The sequence below is a fragment of the Chitinophaga hostae genome (assembly GCF_018224885.1).
GTDB classification, from domain to species: Bacteria; Bacteroidota; Bacteroidia; order Chitinophagales; family Chitinophagaceae; genus Chitinophaga; species Chitinophaga hostae.
Window position 1 is genome coordinate 166,625 of record NZ_JAGTXB010000005.1, and the last position, 15,816, is coordinate 182,440.

Annotated in this window: 14 protein-coding genes; 5 read left to right on the forward strand and 9 right to left on the reverse strand. The window is 40.9% G+C overall.

Annotation, left to right across the window (positions count from 1 at the left end; genetic code table 11):
• Positions 1-11: 11 nt before the first annotated feature.
• The 5 genes from KE626_RS12560 to KE626_RS12580 all read right to left on the reverse strand — a co-directional run bounded on the left by KE626_RS12560 (position 12) and on the right by KE626_RS12580 (position 6,700).
• On the reverse strand, positions 12-1,232 hold the full coding sequence (locus KE626_RS12560; RefSeq protein WP_211973252.1) for a TraB/GumN family protein: 1,221 nt from the start codon (positions 1,230-1,232) through the stop codon (positions 12-14).
• Between the two features lie 2 nt (positions 1,233-1,234).
• The gene (locus tag KE626_RS12565; RefSeq protein ID WP_211973253.1) at positions 1,235-2,497 is read right to left on the reverse strand and encodes an erythromycin esterase family protein; all 1,263 of its coding nucleotides are present in this window, start codon (positions 2,495-2,497) and stop codon (positions 1,235-1,237) included.
• 68 nt (positions 2,498-2,565) lie between these two features.
• Entirely contained in the window at positions 2,566-3,075 is a 510-nt protein-coding gene (locus KE626_RS12570) for a hypothetical protein (protein WP_211973254.1), read from the reverse strand.
• A 60-nt stretch (positions 3,076-3,135) separates the two neighbouring features.
• Positions 3,136-4,461 carry an HlyD family secretion protein gene (locus tag KE626_RS12575; RefSeq protein ID WP_211973255.1) on the reverse strand — a complete coding sequence of 442 codons (1,326 nt, stop codon included), beginning with the start codon at positions 4,459-4,461 and terminating at the stop codon, positions 3,136-3,138.
• Entirely contained in the window at positions 4,427-6,700 is a 2,274-nt protein-coding gene (locus KE626_RS12580; protein ID WP_211973256.1) for a peptidase domain-containing ABC transporter, read from the reverse strand. The genes KE626_RS12575 and KE626_RS12580 overlap by 35 nt, the downstream gene beginning before the upstream one ends.
• A gap of 1,482 nt (positions 6,701-8,182) precedes the next feature.
• On the opposite strand from KE626_RS12580, the gene KE626_RS12585 reads away from it, so the two are divergent.
• Positions 8,183-9,394 (forward strand): site-specific integrase, encoded by a 1,212-nt coding sequence (locus KE626_RS12585; protein WP_211973257.1) that lies wholly within the window; start codon positions 8,183-8,185, stop codon positions 9,392-9,394.
• Between the two features lie 205 nt (positions 9,395-9,599).
• Here KE626_RS12585 and KE626_RS12590 read toward each other — a convergent pair whose 3' ends face one another.
• Positions 9,600-9,827, reverse strand: coding sequence for a hypothetical protein (locus tag KE626_RS12590; RefSeq protein ID WP_487249707.1), 228 nt, complete (start codon positions 9,825-9,827; stop codon positions 9,600-9,602).
• 489 nt (positions 9,828-10,316) lie between these two features.
• Here KE626_RS12590 and KE626_RS12595 point away from each other — a divergent pair, with 489 nt between their 5' ends.
• Both KE626_RS12595 and KE626_RS12600 read left to right on the forward strand, forming a co-directional pair.
• A complete protein-coding gene (locus KE626_RS12595) occupies positions 10,317-11,141 on the forward strand; it encodes a helix-turn-helix domain-containing protein (RefSeq protein WP_211973259.1) in 825 nt (274 codons plus the stop codon).
• A gap of 72 nt (positions 11,142-11,213) precedes the next feature.
• Positions 11,214-11,627, forward strand: coding sequence for a VOC family protein (locus KE626_RS12600; RefSeq protein WP_211973260.1), 414 nt, complete (start codon positions 11,214-11,216; stop codon positions 11,625-11,627).
• Positions 11,628-11,924: 297 nt separating this feature from the next.
• On the opposite strand, the gene KE626_RS12605 is transcribed toward KE626_RS12600, so the two are convergent.
• Positions 11,925-12,902, reverse strand: a complete 978-nt coding sequence (locus KE626_RS12605; protein WP_211973261.1) for a helix-turn-helix domain-containing protein — start codon at positions 12,900-12,902, stop codon at positions 11,925-11,927.
• Positions 12,903-13,063: 161 nt separating this feature from the next.
• Between KE626_RS12605 and KE626_RS12610 the strand changes: the two genes are divergently transcribed.
• Both KE626_RS12610 and KE626_RS34855 read left to right on the forward strand, forming a co-directional pair.
• Complete coding sequence (locus tag KE626_RS12610) at positions 13,064-13,771, forward strand: alpha/beta hydrolase (RefSeq protein ID WP_346344397.1); 708 nt, start codon at positions 13,064-13,066, stop codon at positions 13,769-13,771.
• A 295-nt stretch (positions 13,772-14,066) separates the two neighbouring features.
• Complete coding sequence (locus KE626_RS34855; protein WP_211973262.1) at positions 14,067-14,279, forward strand: sigma factor-like helix-turn-helix DNA-binding protein; 213 nt, start codon at positions 14,067-14,069, stop codon at positions 14,277-14,279.
• 121 nt (positions 14,280-14,400) lie between these two features.
• Here the strand turns inward: KE626_RS34855 and KE626_RS12620 are convergent, their stop codons facing one another.
• Positions 14,401-15,057: an SDR family NAD(P)-dependent oxidoreductase gene (locus KE626_RS12620; RefSeq protein WP_211973263.1), complete on the reverse strand. Its 657-nt coding sequence runs from the start codon at positions 15,055-15,057 to the stop codon at positions 14,401-14,403.
• Between the two features lie 58 nt (positions 15,058-15,115).
• Entirely contained in the window at positions 15,116-15,358 is a 243-nt protein-coding gene (locus KE626_RS12625; protein ID WP_211973264.1) for a DNA cytosine methyltransferase, read from the reverse strand.
• Between the last annotated feature and the right edge of the window lie 458 nt (positions 15,359-15,816).

Sequence of the window (15,816 nt, forward strand, 5' to 3'; positions counted from 1 at the left end):
CATTCAACGCGCTATTTCACCCAGTCTCCGATGTCATTTATTCTTTTCAAAATACTGACAGACGACAGGCTTTTGACAATAAGCAGTGCATCTGTAGGAGGAATATTATTGTCTGGTACAATTTTTCTCTCCATGCCTATCATCGGAAGGATTGTTCTTGGCTGATAGTGTTTAATGTTCGTGCTGTCTTCCCTCATAAAGAAAGTGGGTTTTTTTCTGAACAAATCCGTGGTTTGCGCCGATGGAAGTATTGTTGCTAATGTTGGTCCGGCGTTGGGGTCGATGAGCGTAAAAGCGGAAGCGTCTGCGAAGTCCGTCAGGCAGGTATAATATTTATCCTTTAATTGCTCGTGTAAAAGTAGGCTGAGCGGCTTAAATAAACTCCCATTAATAAGATAACCGGATTTTGCTATCTCTTCATTATTCGCATAGAAAATTGTTCTTTTGTCTGATTTTTTTAACATCCATTTGAGCATGGCCTGTGCTTTTAAATTGTAAGCTAACATAGGGGTGGCTTCTACCAAGATGCCCTGACGAATAACATCATTGTGGTCAATATCTTCTGCGCAGCGCAACAGTAGTTTTTTATACTTATTAAACAGGGTTGTATTTTTCTTTATTTGTTGATACCAGTCAGCAATGTCTTTAAACGGTGATTCTATATCATGGATATTGTTGCCCCACTTTTTAGAGAGCCTTAATCCATTGGCGCGGTCTGTCGGGAAGATATACGTGGCCAGAAAGTAAGTGGGTTGAACAATGTTATCCGGCGCGATGCCCGACAGTTCAACGGGGGCGTCCGGATGAGCAAGATTATACTTTTTCAGCCAAATGATAAATGAACTGAATGACGCCGTGCGGGAGGTGCTATTGGCCATTGAAATTTTAACCAGAGAATCAATGGTGGTGGAATCAAATGCTCTTTTATCGGATAGATATTCACTGACAGGGCGCAATATCCAGTCGTTCTCGAATAAAACCACCTGCCGGAATTTCTGCTGACTAATCAGGAAGCAGGCGATTGCCATGTTCAGATCTGTAGATTCTTTCGCAAGTGGGGCAACGTTACCAATCCCCACTACCTTTACCTGTGCAGGGATTTTTTTGTTGAGGATGGGAGCGACACTCCTGATAGCCGCGGTGAGGGACATCTCCGGAGCTTTTCCCGCGCTTTGCGCACTTGTATTCAAAAATGGAGGGAATAGTAGTAATGCCAGGATAATCTGTTTCATACTCATCTGTTATTCGCCGGTTTAGAAGATGGATTTATTTTACTAAATATCGCAAGTACATCAAAGGGCTGATCTGAAGACTGTATAAACTGTTTGCCATGTAGATCAATAACGTTTATGTCGTTATATACTTTGTTGATGGGGATATCAGGGGCAAAGAAAATACCACTGGAAATACCGTAGTTTTTAAGCAGGTTATAGGAAATGCTGGTTCTTGCCGTTGTAAAATGTTGCTCACGGATGGCTCTGTTGCCTCCGGCGACTTCGTTTTCTCCAACTATGGCGTAAATATTGGCCTCGTTGGAAAAATCTGTCAGCAAAATAAAATAACGGGATTTATAATACGCTTTCAGGTACTTGCCCATACGCCAGTTAAGTGTAGAAACGTGTCCATTATGCGCCCAGACAATGGTCTTCTGGGAACCGGTAAAATAGATGACATTGTGGGCCATAATACTGTCCCGGTATTTTGTTGATAATGGATCATTCTCCGGAAGTGGGCTGTTTTCTAATGGCTTGTGACCAATGGCGTTTGTTTCATCCTGTAAATGATATTGTAATTCGCTGAATTCATCTTTCGTCATTTCTTTCATAAGCCTGCTTTTATTGACATTGAACCAGGTATTAATGGCGTCCATTCTTAAAGAGTCAGATACCTGGTTGTTTTCCCAGTGATACAGCAATCGTTGTGCGTTGACGGGGTCGAATGGAATGATATAGTTATATAGAAAAAAGGGCCGGAATCCTTCATCTCTGCTTAAGTCGCATCCGACTACCTTTACCATTTCCTGTGGATGTGCCAGATTATATAGTTTAAGCCAGCGGAACAGCTGACTGAATACTTCCTGTGCATTCAACAAGCCTGTTGTTGTTGTTTGAGCTAAAGAATCGGCGATAGAAAGTTCTTTGACGCTATTATTTAACAGGTATTGTCGAACTGGCCAGATGTCCTCTATGTCTGGAAATTCCATTAGGATATTTCTGTATCCTCTTTTTTCAACAAGGTATTGTATCATTTTAGCTTTTAATGCCAATGGTTCATATCCGCCATGGCTTACTTCACCTAGTGCTACTATTTGAACGTCATCGTTGAGTGAGGTGTTAAAAACACGTTCTACCCATGCTGTGCTGGAATCCAGCGACAGCGGCCCGATTTCGGAAAAGGAAATTTTATTGCTACCCTGGGCAAAGGACACGCAACAGATGAATACGTTAACAACTAACGCTAATAGTATTTTTCCCATCCACTGTAAACAAATATGCATAAATTATTTTTTGGTGAAAATCCCTCCCCTCTCTATTGGCATAGGAGTGGGAGGGGCGATATAAGAGGCTAAAACGTGAAGCCGACTCCTAGTTTGATTTGGTTACCATTGACCTGAATGGTGAACCATTTACCATTAGATTCGTATCTTACTGTTCCTTGATTGAGCCCCAGGTTATTAAATGATACAGTACCAGAGCCCCAGCTAACTACGCCAGGGGCGGGATTACTACCAACGGCAGACCCAATGCTAAACGAAAGCGCTGTACCACTGGCATTATAGAAATTAAAGAAATTTGCTCCGGTGCCATTAGCCGAACCGTAATTAAAGCCAGAGAATGTTGCTCCGGAGCCAGAGCCACCAGAGCCACCCAGGCTTACATAGCCAGAATCATACGGTCCGCTGCCTGTGTAGTTTAACATCCCGGACGAAATCATTTCATTCACGTTGGTAACAAAATCCTGTGGAGTAACCCAGCCACCTAGCCCTCCAATAATACTTTTTAAATCTTCCGCTGATAAAATTTCATAAACCTCCTTATGTAGTCGCATAAAGGGCAATTTTAGTTTTTTACTCATATAAATGGTTTTAAAATTGAAAAAAACAGGTGAAAAAATATGCGTTTTGAAAAGGAGCAACTACTTTTTTAAAGTATATCTCAGGTTATCAAAAAATCTTTCCAGTAGCACCCTGTCTTTCGTAATGATCTCTGCACTCCCTGCGGCTTCATATTTAAAACTCAGCGGCTCTCCATAGTTGGTCGTGAGCCCATGGTCAAACTTTATGGTCACCAGATAGGTTTCAACCGTGGCATCTTTGCTTCTCTCTGTATTGGTGGTGAGAGAAATTGACGCTACTTTTCCTTTGATGGTGCCATATTCCATATATGGATAGTCATTCAGTTTTACGATAACTTCCTGACCCACCTTTACCTTACCGGCGCCAAAACTGGGGAGTACTACCTGTCCGTAGGGTTCGGCAGCACTGGGAACAATGGTAAATACCTGGTCGCCGGCCTGCACAAATTGTTTGTTGGTCCAGAACTTAAGAAACTGGATCTTTCCATCAAATGGGGCTTTCAGCACATACTTCTGTTCCCATTGCGTTATATTATCCATCAGATCATTATAAGCCGCCTGTATACCTAATTTCAGCTCTCGTAATTTTTCCAGCTTATGTACATTCAACTCTATGATTTTTCCCTGTGTTTGTTGTAGCTCCTTCCTCGAGGAAATGTAGTTGGCTTTGGCATTATTAACACCTGTTCTGCTACCTAATAACACTTGTTTCGATCTTTCAAAATCTGCTTCTGCACTTACTTTACTGGTAAAAAGAAAAGAGTCTCTCTGGTATGCTTTATTGGCGAAATGATCGTTTTCTTCTGCAAGAGAAACACCTTTTTCACCAATGTCAACTTCTTTCGTTTGTTCTTCGCTCAATTGCTTAAACCCTGTTAACTGCTTATCATAAATACAGTCGGTATTGAAATTATAGAGTAACTGCAAATTGGACAGGAAGGCGTAATATTTGGTGGTGACCTCACCCAGGGATAGTTTGGAGGGTAATGTATTCAACAGATCCGCTTTGGTATCCCTATCCGGATCGTACGATAATAGCAATTGTTTCACCATTCGCATAGTATCATAAGACACGCCGTTTTCAATCACTGCAATAGCTTCCTCTTTTTTTACGGCCGACTGGCTTTGAATACCCAGTAAATTCAGCTGACCGGAATGTAATGCCACCAGTTTAATAGGGGAAACAGGCGTATTGATGACTACGGAACCACTGATGATGTCAGGATACCGGATACACCATCCGAATACCATCAGCAATACGAATACACTCAGTACGATGAACGCTATCATTCCACCAAATTTGGTGGGCATACGATCAATGATGTCCTGTACTTCTTCCGATCTGGGTGAATTATGATAATTCGATATATTGTTGTCCGGTTTCATCGGGGGCTGATTGACTGATTCTTTCTACTAATGCCTCCATGGTAGAGGTTAAATCCAATTGGGACTGGATGAGCTGATAATATCTTCCTTTCTGTTGCATCAATCCATTGTGATTGCCTATTTCTACAATGGCGCCATCCTGCATCACCACAATCTGATCTGCTTTTCTGATGGTACTTAATCTATGCGCAATTACTACTACTGTTTTATCTTTAAATACATTGTCCAGGGCTTCTACAATCTTTTGTTCATTAAGGCTATCCAATGAGTTGGTGGCTTCATCAAAAAAGAGGAAATCGGGATCCTTATACAGGGCACGGGCAATCAATACGCGCTGCTTTTGCCCACCGCTTAATCCTCGTCCCTGTTCGCCCATTTTGGTCTGATATCCCAGCGGCAAACGCTCAATTTCCTGTGCAATATTGGCCGTCTCCAGGGCTCTTTTTAAGCGGCCGTAATCTATTTTTTCATCATCCAATACAATATTATTCAGGATAGTGTCATTGAATATTTTACCGTCCTGCATCACGGCGCCGCATTTATTGCGCCATTGTTTCAGGCTGATATTATTAATGTTCATACTGCCCAACAGTATTTCTCCATGGGAGGGCTTAAATAACCGCAGAATCAATTTCAATAGGGTAGTCTTGCCACTACCGCTGTCGCCTACAATGGCGGTTACCTTTTTTTCCGGAATCACGAGGTTAATACCTTTTAAAATGGCTTCTCCGTGTGGCGTATACTGGAAATAAACATTTTGAAGGGTAATGCCTTTTTTGTCGGGCAGGTCAACCGGGTTTTCACCCACATGCATATGTTCATCTTCCAGCTGTTGTATTTCGTTCAGGCGCAGGAAGCTGATCTTTGCTAACTGGTAGTTCATCATAAATCCAATAAACTGTGCTACCGGGGCATTGAGCATACCAATGATAAACTGTGTGGAGATCATCACGCCAAAGGTGATCTGGCCGTCAATAACAGCCCTTGCACAATAGAAAACGATCACGAGATTTTTTACACTGTCAATGAATTGGGCACCGCTATTTTGCAGGTTATTGACGTTTAACGACTTCGTATTTATCTTATACAACTTCGCCTGAATAGTTTCCCATTTCCAGCGCTTAGGCTGTTCATAGTTGTTTATTTTGATATCCTGTATGGCTTCTATGGTCTCCACCCAATAGCTCTGGTTTTTTGAGGTAAGTTCAAAGTATTGCCAGTCCAGTTTCTTCCTCAGTTGCAGGAAGCCCATTACCCATATCACATACAGGAGGCTACCTGCTATGAAAATGCCAAAAACTATTTTACTATATATTAAAAGCACGACCGAGAATATGGCAAATGTGATGGTGGAGAATAACATGCTCAGGGAATTGTTCATCACAAAATTTCGGATGCGTTCATGATCATTGGCGCGTTGCAAGATATCTCCGGTTAATTTATTCTCGAAAAAGCTAATAGGTAAGCGCATCAGCTTATTAAGATAATCTGAAATCAACGCCACATTTACACGGGAAGTAACATGCAACAGGATCCAGTCCCTCGCCACGTTCGATATTAGGATGCTGAGATAAATGACGATGTTGGCCAGTAATACGATGTTGAGGAAGCTGATATCATGCGTTTGAATACCCACGTCGATCATCGCTTTGGAGATAAACGGCAATAATGCCTGTAGCAATGTGACGATAATCATGATCACGCACAAATGAAAAAAGCTTTTCTTATAAGGGCGGAAGTAGTTCAGAAAGCTACTCAGCGTTTTTCGCTGGACCCTGGCTTCTTCTTGCTGGTCTTCGTAAAATTCGGACTGCGGCTCCATCGCCATCAGCACGCCTACATTGGCTTTGCCTGGTTTGACCCATTTTTCAGCAAAATCGGCGGACGAATATTTTACATATCCCTTTGCCGGGTCTGAGGTGTAAATAGTACCGGCTCCGGGATTTGTTTTGTAGACAACCATGAAGTGGCTGTTATCCCAATGAACAATGACCGGTAAAGGAATGCGTTCCACCAGGTCTTTTACGGTACACTTCAGCGACAGCGTTCTTAATCCAATTTGTTCTCCTGCATAACTGATGTCATGGAAGGAAACGCCTTCTTTGGTAATGCCGCACTTGTCCCGCAAAAACTGTAGTGAATAGTACTTCCCATAATGTTTGGCAATCATTTTCAGACAGGCAGGGCCGCAATCCATTAAGTCCAGTTGTCTGTCGCACGGAAATTTATTTAATGCCATTGGCAGAAGGGTTGAAAGTTGATGCCACGATTCGTATTTTCCTCAATAGGATATTGGTTTTTTATGATCACTAAAAGAATTGCGTGTTTTTATTTCATATACCAATCAGATAAGCGTAAATGAAAATTCAGGTTAACCATTTTGTAGTAAATGTGACTGGATCTACAATATTGTCAGAAAATATTGCAATATAGGTCTTGGTAAAAAATCAAAACAATGAAAGGGTAGTCCTTATTTACTAAAGGGTTTCAGTATTTTCAAAACGGGATTTTAAAGTAAATCAATAATGTTCGTCAGGATGCGCCGCACTTCGGTTGACCAAAGTCTTATTTATCCCCTCTAATATAAGTTTTTTTTAGGATTACAAATAGTCATTTAAATTTTTTTTGAATGAAGCAAGTATATATGCTAAGGTTACCCGGACATTTGTGTTTTAAAGCTATCTAGTTGCTTTTATCACCGGGGCAGCAACTCCTGCTCCCATTTCAGGCAATAAAAAATTTCCGAATGAATACAATGCGTAGTAAGCCCTTTCCCGCGAGCTTGGTGGCCCGCCTTAGACGTATAAAAAGTAATTTTGCCGATGGTCCCTTTCAAAGGGACGATTCCATTTTGTTTTGCCATTTGAAAACAATTTTAAGGAACGATAAGGGCTTTCACATAGCCAAGCCCGTTAGGCTGACATCTGCGCAGGATGCAGTAAATTTGCATTTAACCACACCAAACTAAGCCGGCTTTTAACCCAAAAAAATTTCCATTCCGATTATGCCGAATTCGCACATATTGATACCTAATCGCATAGTGATTTACGCAAAAGACATCCGAAATATTACTGGTAGGAGCGAGCGCATCGCGAGGAAGATGCTGCAGCAGATCCGCGAGACCAATGGCAAAAAGAGGGGTGACCTGGTGACGATAGCAATGTTTTGCCGGTTTACCGGAATAGAGGAGGGGCTAGTTACCCGGTTTCTTATATAGTGATGCTCTGTGTCCCCAACCTGTATTAAACGTATATAGGTTACTGTTATATTATAGGAATATATTTTAGCCTTGTTTATGCTTATTTAGCAGGGGTTTTCGTATCTTTGTGGGGTGTTTAAGTTCTTACAAATCCAATTAAAATAAGCTAATCCATAAGGATACAAAAAAGGATACAGTACCTTTTTAATACCCTGAAAGCGGCCGTTTATAAGACTTTGATATAGTCCCAAGGGGATCACCATCAGGAGTAAAAGTAAGTACTCTGAAGTAATTAAAATCTTGTAGAAGCTGATTCTACAAGGTTTTTTTGTTTTTAGTGGTAAATGTGAGAAAAGATAAGTAAGGATAGAAAAGTGAGCGTTGAGGTTAGCAATAGATTTATTAAATTGTGCTAACCGTCACTGGCCTTAAATGCTATACTGTATTGCGTTTGACCAATGTTAAGTGATGTCAGGATAAGTGAAGTTGAAACAATTTTGGTTAACTAAAAACAAGTGGTGTATGACCAGTTTTTCTGTTCTTTTCTGGCTCAACAAGAGCCGTACTAAAAACAATAAGCCCGCTATTTATCTTCGCGTCAGCGTAGGCGGCAAACGTGCAGAACTTTCCACGTATCAGTATGTAACCCCGGCGTTATGGAACGCCTGCGCCCAATGTGTTAAAGGAAATTCCGAAGAAGCACAAGCGATTAACCGACAGTTACTCACCCTGAAAGCCAAACTACACAAACATTACAGCCTTTTGGTTACATCAGGTGAACCGGTAACCGCTGCTGCTGTTAAAAATTCTTTCGCTGGAATTACAGAACACTCCCGGACTTTATGTGAAGTGATAGACTTTCACAACCGCCGGTTTGCGGAGAAGGTGAAAGCCGGGAAGAAGTCCGGGCGCACGCTGAAACGCTTTGAGATCACAAAAGAGAAGGTGATCGCCTTCCTGAAAGCCCAGTATCATGTTTCAGATAGACCGCTTTCTGATATTCGTTTTTCTTTTGCCCCGGATTTTGAACACTTCCTCACAACCGTGCAGGGGATAGGTGCTAACACTGCTATGAAGTATGTGAAGATTTTAAAGCAGATGCTTAAGTTGGCTGTAGATCAGGGTTGGTTGGTCGTTAGTCCATTGAGCGGGTTTAAGTGCAGCTATGAAGATCCGCAGCGGGAACGGCTTACCATGGATGAAATTATGTTGCTTTATAACAAAGCGCTCATTCCACGCTTGGCAGAGGTGAGGGATATTTATCTATTCTGCTGCTTTACCGGCTATGCCTATACAGATGTACTACATCTTACACCGGATAATCTTGTGATCGGAATTGATGGTGAAAAATGGATAGTGAAGGATAGAGAGAAAACTCAAACGGCGGAACGGGTACCACTGTTACCTATTCCATTGGAGATAGTAGACCGGTATAAAGAATCCCCGTATTGTCTGTTGTATCGTCGTTTATTGCCCGTTAATAGTAACCAGCGGTATAATGCATATCTACAGGAAATAGCGGTTTTATGTGGCATTAATAAGCATTTAACCACGCATACCGCGCGGCATACTTTTGCTACGACGGTCACGCTGGAAAATGATGTGCCGATTGAAACAGTAAGCCAGATGTTAGGGCATAAATGTATCAGAACAACGCAGATTTATGCGAAGATTACACAGCAAAAGGTTTGTAACAACATGGTAAGGCACCCCAAGACAAATAAATCACGATAGGGCAAGAGGGAGGGGAAATCCGATAGGTCAATATTATATATCTGGTTTATCTCCTTCCACGATAGGTATATGGCGTCTGAATCTTCATTGAGTATTTTAAAATCCGATAAATCAATAGGAGGAACGATTTTACGGCGCACTCTATCGCGGACGAATATACGCAACTGTTTGATGGTTTTGCCTACTGTGGCTGTTTTAAGGCCCTTCACAACATTTTTTCGCCTACGTCTGGTTTGAAGGTGCCTTTAACGAAGGTTAGTAGGTCTATTATTTTCTTTTGCACCGCATGGGATATAATGTCCTCAACAATACGCAGCATGGCTTTAAGCCGTTTGTTTAGTGCTTCCGGATCGCCGAATATTTCGGGTAGGTTTGCGGCTATACGGGATCTTTTCCAGTAGGCGGGCGGGATGGCAACTTCCGTGTTTAACAATGTTCTTTTGTCTGATGTGTAACAGTATTGGATAAAAATAAGGCTTGTTCCATCCCTGCGAATTTTACTACATTTGCACACTAATTTTAACTAGTCTATTTTTTAGTCTATTAAAGTGGGGTCAACTCCAATAAAATTAAGAAATAGAAAAGTGAATCGCTGTTGTAGAATACTTAAAATCAACGTGTTACAGTTCTTTTAGGTAAACTTAGATAAGTCTAGGAAATAGATCGGAAATCCCAAGGGGATCACCATAAGGAGAAAAAAGAAATACTCTTACGTAATTAGAACCTTGTAGAAGCTGATTCTACAAGGTTTTTTGTTTTTAGTGATAAAGTTGTGGAAAGATAAATAAGGATAGAAAAGTGAGCGTTGAGGTTAGCAACAGAATTATTAAATTGTGCTAACCGTCACTGTTCTTAAATGCCATAATAGCTACACATCTGAAATGGCTATGCAGGAATATAAACCCGGCTATTTTTGGGCTGAATGACGTATATTTATGGTCCCGGAAAGGTAAATCCTAAGCTTCCTGTGAGGGGAAATCCAATGAAGTTAGATACTTACATACCATGTGATATATTAAAGCCCTACGTAAAATCGTTAGCCATCGCGGAAACAACTGAGGAAAGAACCTACACCGTATTGCCAGATACAGGACTGACTATTTGTTTTCAGTTTAAAATTAAGCGTTCCAATACCGATAATATTACTGAATTACTGCTTCATTCGTCCGGGCTCACAGGGATACTTGATAGATACAGGACTTATACTACTTCTGCAAATATTGGGGCTTTACTGGTTAGCTTTAAAGAAGGAAGATGTAGTGCTTTTTTCCGGCAGCCTATGCACGAACTTTTCGGACGAAGTATTTTACTAGATGATATGATGTCGAAATCTGAGTTGCAACTATTTGAGGAGCGATTGTCGGAAGCCCCGGAAGATATTGATAGGATCAATTTTGTAGAGCAATTCCTAATCTCAAGAATGAAACCAGAGTCGTTGGATAATTTGGTATTATTGGCAATTGAACACATACAAAACAAAAAAGGCAATCTTAGTATCAGGGATTTACTGTCTGAATTATATGTTAGTCAAAGTTTGTTAGAGAAAAGATTTCGTCAGATGGTAGGGGCATCTCCCAAAAAATTCACCTCTATTGTCCGCTTTAGGAATATTATTCAGGATTATCATCCGAAAGCTCCTTTATCAGCATTAGGCTTTGAAGCGGGTTATTATGATCAAGCCCATTTTATCAAAGCATTTAAATGCTTTACCGGTGAAACTCCGGAAATGTTTTTTGGTAAGAAGTAAAAAATACGATTTTTTACAATGGCCAGTCATATAGTTTACCAATCTTGCGGCATTAATCTATAAAAATAGTATATGAATACGCATGAAAAAAAAGTAACTATTGAATTTAATCATCTGATGATTTTTGCAAAGAACAAACAGGAGTCAGCCAGTTTCCTGACCGAAATATTGGGATTACCTGCGCCCAAACCTGCCGCTTTTTTTCTCTCGGTAGACTTTAGTAATAATGTAACTTTTCAATATGCAGAACCTGGGGTGGACTTTATAATGCAGCATTATGCATTTCTGGTTGCTGAATCAGATTTCGATGAAATACTGAACCGAATTACGGAAAAAGGGCTTGAATATTGGGCTGACCCCCAGCAAAAAAGGCCTGGTGAGTATAATCTTAATCATGGTGGGCGGGGACTTTATTTCTATGATCCCTCAGGACATGGTATGGAAGTCATTACGCGGCCTTATGGAAGTGACGAGATAAAAGGTTAACTATCAACGAAAACGAAATACGGGAATCGACTAGGGGCAATTCCCGTATTTTTGCTTTGCAATCTAGTTTGTAATTGGCTCTGTTCTGTTTTCCCATATTGTTTTAATTTTTTTTCCTGCTTCTTCGGGACTTATTTTAATATATTTATAAAAGTCTACAAGACTTTTATGCCCGCTAAGTTTCATAATCAATTCTACTGGTGTTCCTGCAAGAAATTCATTGCCATAAGCAGCAGCCCTTGTTTACTTTTTGCGGTCGGAAGTACCATATTTTACAATGTACGCCGGATCGAAAGCTTATTTTCCTGATCGAGTCGGCGTGAGCCCGAAACGCTTTTTAAAAGCCCGCTGAAAATGCTGGGGGTGTGCATAGCCCAGTTCATAAGCGATCTGGGAGATACTCTTTTGACCCTCTTTGATCAGGTACCGGGCTGCTTTCAATCTTTCCTCCTGCAACATTCCAAAAACGGTAGTACCAAAAACCTGCTTAAAATATTTTTTGAGTTTAAATTCATTAAGCCCACAAAGCTCAGAAAGGGCGGATAGCGGAAGCGGATCGGCAAGCCGCTCCAATACTATGGTACGTGCATGATGCACCTTTTCCAGGTCTGTTTTGGAAATCCGGCAGTCTTTGGGCTGATGCCCGGTCAATAGTTCGCATTGACGACATAACAGGTCAAGGATCTTAGCATCAAAATATAGTTTCCCTAATCCCGAAGCAAAGGGCGCATTCCAGAATGTAGTGAAAAAATATTGAAAATCTCCACTAAGCGCCTTTAAAGGCGATTGCAAAACAAATGGATCTCTATTGACGATCTTTTCTGCAAATGGCATCAGTTCAGGAAGATAACCTGCGAAAAGACTTGCCATATAATCAGGTACCAGGTGAGCTGAAAATAAACGATGGATACCACCATGCATGACCTGGTTCGTTTCCTGCCCTGATGGGTTGAATAGTAATTGATGATCTCCTGTTGTCATCGTGTTTGCAGGTAATTGGCCATCATAAGTTATGCCGACTGTACCCGACAGCATAAAATTAAGCTCAATCATTGGTACCAAGTTTTGATGGAGGACAGGAGCTGTTTCAGTATCGGTAATAATAGTCCTGTCAACGACACCCATGGTATCCGTTACCACAAATTTTAGCTTTTGCTCATTCCCCTGAGAGAAACCGTGGAACTGCTGTGTCGTCCCACGTGGTACGGCCAGAAGGGACTCCATATTAATTGGTGGTATTTCTGCGCAACTTCGGAGTTCTTTCCTGATTTCCATAAATGGTATAAATTGATCCGTCTGATGCCCTGCTATTAAATATTAAATCTGCAAATTTGTTACTGTAAAAGATAAAGGTAAATATTAAGAAGCAGGAAATGCAAACAAAACTTACTAAGCTAACTGCTATCTACTAAATTATCACATTAAAAGCATAACACGTGGAAAAACAAGACCTGGCAATTATCCTGGTTCATGGAGCCTGGGGAGATGGATCTCATTGGCGGCATATTATTCCGATACTGGATAAAGCAGGGTATGCTGTACGGGCCGTACAGAATCCTTTAACATCGCTGGAAGATGATATTAATAAGACCATAGACTTAATTGATGCGCAGGAGGGTAAAGTTTTATTAGTAGGACATTCGTATGGTGGAACTGTTATCACAGGGGCCGGAAACCATGATAAAGTAGTTGGACTGGTTTACATAGCTGCTTTTGCACCGGATGAAGGGGATAGTGTAATCAGCATATTTGATCGCAGAGAAAGGACATCAGGAGCAGCCAGTATTTATCCGGATGCCAAAGCCTTTCTATGGATAAAGTATAGCCAATTCCATGCGGCCTTTTGCCATGATCTTAGCGAGGACGATGGGTTGGTGATGTCTTTAACTCAGAAGCCCAGTCATGCGAAATGTTTCCAGGAGAAAACCCAAACACCTGCCTGGAAAACAAGGCCAAGCTGGTATCAGGTGTCAGACCAGGATCATGTGATTCCACCCGTCACGGAAAAAGAAATGGCAGAAGCGATAAGAGCAAGAAAAATCATTCACCTGGATGCCAGTCATACATCTATGTCATCGCATCCTCAGGAGGTAGCTGCTTTGATCCTGGAGGCGGCAGAAGAATGTGTGACTGCACAGATTTAAAAAAATAAGACGGCAATGGAGAGGGTTGTAAATTTTGATTTACAATTCTCTTTTTATTTTGGCTATGCCAGGCAGTTGTGTCTCCGTGCACCTGCGTTATGTTGGTTTCTAAAGTCATTTTTATAGTGAAAATCGATAATATTTAATCACTCATACATAATTTACTTCATCGGGCCTGAAGGTCTTCGCGGTCTTCGGGCTTCTTTATTCCCGCATTTTTTCGTTTTACACTACTTCACACTTTTTCTGTTCAAATATTTGTTTTTGACTTAGAACACCTTTACAGGTACTGGATGTGACTATCAGCCGGCTGTCGAACAATTGTCGCCGGGTATATGTCATGCACCGTGAAGAAGGACTCTGTTACCCTGAAATATCCGTTCGTATATCAATATCTCTTAGCATGGTAGAAAAACATATGAGTAAGGCTATCCCCCTTATGAAGAAAGACCTCATCACTAACTGCGAAGTATTACTGGTACAGGTGACGATAAACAAGCTGTTATAACTATCGCTTCGCGCTTGTTAATTAGTTTTGTTCAACTATTTTTCTATGTGCTTAGTCAAAGCTTTGCAATTGCCCGAAAAAGAAATTACGCAAATCCGCTTTGATGGTTGCAGATATGGAATTACGCTATGTGTTTATAAATGCTAAACGGAAGCCATCTTATTATTTGTGTTACTAACCACCAACGCCCGGTGATGTAAACAACTCTCTTCTTTTTTTCAACAGCTTTTATAATTTGTCTTGCTGCTTTGTAAACGGGAGCTACCCATATTTTTTTATTGCCCTTTGCCATTTGTGTATCGATAAAGCCCGGCTTTATATCAGTGATGGCAATGTCCTTTTTTAATTTGTATGCCTTTATGGTGAGGCCTTCTGCATAGTTACTCATGTATGCTTTGCTGGCACTGTAAGCCGGTGTCCTACTATTACCTCTTAAAGCATTGAGTGATGAAGTAAGGGTGATGTGACGGTGCCCTTGCCGTACAAAATAGTTAAATGCATATGTTACTATTTGTACAAATCCGTTTACATTGGTTAACGTAGTTTGTTCTTCAGTTTGAGGGATAAGGTTTTCGGAGGGATCGCCGTAGCCAGCATTATAAATTAGAAGGTCTAACCCATTTAATTTTTCGATCAGTGATTGAATCTGTACTTGGTTATTGTCGGTAGTTACATCAAAAGCAGAAACGACAATGTTGTCGGGGTATTGACTTTTTACTTCTTCAAGCAACCCCAGTCTTCTTCCGGTGATGGCCCAGAGATAGAGCAAGGCTATCATATCGCATATATAGTATTCCTCGATATACGGATGTCTGAAATTTCGGGCATAGACATTACTAACTTCTGGCACGGTCATCCGCCGGAAAGACATCAATCTTTCCTTTCCATTTTTCCCAATCATAGCCAACAATGCTTTTAATTGCGGTTGCCTTAGGCCAGTAATAATTCAATATACGGTTGCAGAATTCGTTTATTTCGCAATGAAATACGGTCTGCCAGCCACACCAGTCTGCTGCCAGATCAAAGCCGCCAATCCCACTAAACAGGGAGCCGTGCCTAATAATTTTTCTTTCAGCCATTTAAAACCGCTTTTGTATAAAAAATACAGAATCCTGGTTTGTCCTGGAATAGGTGTTATCATGGGTACAAAAGTCCGCTAAGGGAGATATAGAAAGTATTACTGTCGTATTAGGTAATAAAAATTTATTTCTAAATCATTATTGGCGGGAAGGAATAATAATGTAATTAAAATTTTCTGAAGGGAAAAGGAACTTATTAAGTCGAACTCAGAATTTTTTAGGTTTATTACAATAGCTTGCGATTGTATTTTATTATTAACCCGAAAAATGAATCGCTATGAATACTTACTATTTGGCAGGAGGCGTCGCTCTTATTTTGGGAATCCTATCGGCGTGGACGATAAACCGTAGACGGTTCAATAGGAGAGGACCCGGTGGGTTGCAACATTATAGTTCCTGCAATGCGTCCGTCTTAATACGAACTATTTGAATGGCTTATAAAAATGATAGGTTATATC

Bases quoted from the DNA above. Each gene is read 5' to 3' on its own strand.
- KE626_RS12560 (WP_211973252.1), bottom strand. From the start codon at position 1,232: ATGAAACAGATTATCCTGGCATTACTACTATTCCCTCCATTTTTGAAT.
- KE626_RS12565 (WP_211973253.1), bottom strand. From the start codon at position 2,497: ATGCATATTTGTTTACAGTGGATGGGAAAAATACTATTAGCGTTAGTT.
- KE626_RS12570 (WP_211973254.1), bottom strand. From the start codon at position 3,075: ATGAGTAAAAAACTAAAATTGCCCTTTATGCGACTACATAAGGAGGTT.
- KE626_RS12575 (WP_211973255.1), bottom strand. From the start codon at position 4,461: ATGAAACCGGACAACAATATATCGAATTATCATAATTCACCCAGATCG.
- KE626_RS12580 (WP_211973256.1), bottom strand. From the start codon at position 6,700: ATGGCATTAAATAAATTTCCGTGCGACAGACAACTGGACTTAATGGAT.
- KE626_RS12585 (WP_211973257.1), top strand. From the start codon at position 8,183: ATGACCAGTTTTTCTGTTCTTTTCTGGCTCAACAAGAGCCGTACTAAA.
- KE626_RS12595 (WP_211973259.1), top strand. From the start codon at position 10,317: ATGACGTATATTTATGGTCCCGGAAAGGTAAATCCTAAGCTTCCTGTG.
- KE626_RS12600 (WP_211973260.1), top strand. From the start codon at position 11,214: ATGAATACGCATGAAAAAAAAGTAACTATTGAATTTAATCATCTGATG.
- KE626_RS12605 (WP_211973261.1), bottom strand. From the start codon at position 12,902: ATGGAAATCAGGAAAGAACTCCGAAGTTGCGCAGAAATACCACCAATT.
- KE626_RS12620 (WP_211973263.1), bottom strand. From the start codon at position 15,057: ATGATAGCCTTGCTCTATCTCTGGGCCATCACCGGAAGAAGACTGGGG.
- KE626_RS12625 (WP_211973264.1), bottom strand. From the start codon at position 15,358: ATGGCTGAAAGAAAAATTATTAGGCACGGCTCCCTGTTTAGTGGGATT.